Origin of the sequence: Mucilaginibacter sp. (genome assembly GCF_036383575.1) — a bacterium.
Lineage (GTDB): Bacteria > Bacteroidota > Bacteroidia > Sphingobacteriales > Sphingobacteriaceae > Mucilaginibacter.
Map to the genome: position 1 here is coordinate 1 of NZ_DASVOB010000577.1, position 1526 is coordinate 1526.

Genomic DNA, 1526 nt, shown 5'->3' on the forward strand with positions numbered 1-1526 from the left:
ATCGGCCTCAGCCTACTGAACTGGCGCAAACGGAACAGGCCAGCCTAAAGGAATTAGCCATGATCAATGTGGATCGGCCTCTTTTTAATAAACTGTATAAAAATGCAAAGGTTAGCAGGTTGACCTATGCCAAAAAAGAAACCAATGTGGACGACAAAAATTCGATATTTAAACATAAGGTAAATGGTTTGTATATCAATATCAACTACAGCGATAGCGAATACCTGCTTAATTTTGGGTATCAATACGGAGGTAAAAAAGCATTAGACTTACAGAGCGTGACATTTATCATAGACAACAAACACCTGCATTATAAGCCCGTTTCTCTTGGGGGCACCATGGAAGGTCAGGCTATGGCATATAGTCATGAAATGATCCACGATGGCGATATCCCGATGTTATTAAGCCTCGCAACAGCCGACAAGGTTATCATTCATTTTAAAGGAAAAAACGGCAATGATCAAATGACATTATCAAAGGATCAGCAAGATGTACTTAAGAGACAATTGCAACTTTATAAAGGATTGCTTTTAGGATACGCTAAACAATAATGGTGTAAATGCATTAATCCGCAGCATTTCTCAACTGATGCAGACCTATTTTGGGTTAACGGAATACGGGACGTAGTGATGAATGACGAAACGTGATCAGATATCTACTTAAAATGCTTCTGTATCACCTGCAACATCTCCCCCGTTATCCTGCCATTAGTGGCCAACAACTCACGAGTATCCAATACTTCAGAACCGCCCTTAAAGTTCACTACTTCACCTCCGGCTTGTTTAACAATGACAATACCGGCAGCAACATCCCAGGCATTCAGGTTATACTCGTAAAAAGCATCGAAACGGCCACAGGCAGTATAAGCCAGATCAACCGCTGCCGAACCTAAACGGCGCAGGCCATGGCTACTGCGCATTAATTCGGTAAACAATTCAATATAAGCCGCCTGTTTGGTAAAATCGTAATATGGAAAGCCGGTTGCAAGCAAACTCGTGCCAATTGTGTTGTTTTTACTTACGCTGATCTCTTTGCCGTTGAGGTAGGCGGGCGCATCCTTCCAGGCATAAAAGCATTCATCAAGGTTTATTTCGTATACCACACCGACTACCAGCTCGTCATATTCCTTTAAAGCTATACTTACCGAAAAAGCAGGTACGCCATGGATGAAGTTGGTAGTACCATCAAGCGGGTCAATGATCCAATTGTAGCGTTCGCCTATTTTGGTGGTTGTTTTTTCTTCGGTAATAAAGCCGGCTTCAGGCAAAATTTTGCTCAGGCCTTTTACAATGGTTTCTTCAGCGGTTTTGTCAACGTATGATACCATATCGTTGAGCCCTTTATATTCTATCCTATCAGGATCAAACGCTTTACGCTCCTGTCTAATGAAATCACCTGCTTGTTTTGAAACTTCAATTACCTGGTTTATGATGTTCGCTGTTTGCATGGTTCCGTTTTAATGATAGGCTGAATGAAAAAACTTTATGGATAAAAAAGCTTGCAAAGAACAAACTCAGCGCCGCCGA

2 protein-coding genes are annotated in these 1526 nt (G+C 41.7%); one reads left to right on the forward strand and one right to left on the reverse strand.

Features of this window, described 5'->3' with window-relative positions:
* On the forward strand, nucleotides 1-551 hold a 551-nt coding region (locus VF500_RS20640), incomplete at its 5' end, for a hypothetical protein (protein WP_330861490.1).
* A gap of 104 nt (nucleotides 552-655) precedes the next feature.
* On the opposite strand, the gene VF500_RS20645 is transcribed toward VF500_RS20640, so the two are convergent.
* On the reverse strand, nucleotides 656-1447 hold the full coding sequence (locus tag VF500_RS20645) for an inositol monophosphatase family protein (protein ID WP_330861491.1): 792 nt from the start codon (nucleotides 1445-1447) through the stop codon (nucleotides 656-658).
* Nucleotides 1448-1526 lie beyond the last annotated feature (79 nt).

Bases quoted from the DNA above. Each gene is read 5' to 3' on its own strand.
- VF500_RS20645 (WP_330861491.1), bottom strand. From the start codon at position 1,447: ATGCAAACAGCGAACATCATAAACCAGGTAATTGAAGTTTCAAAACAA.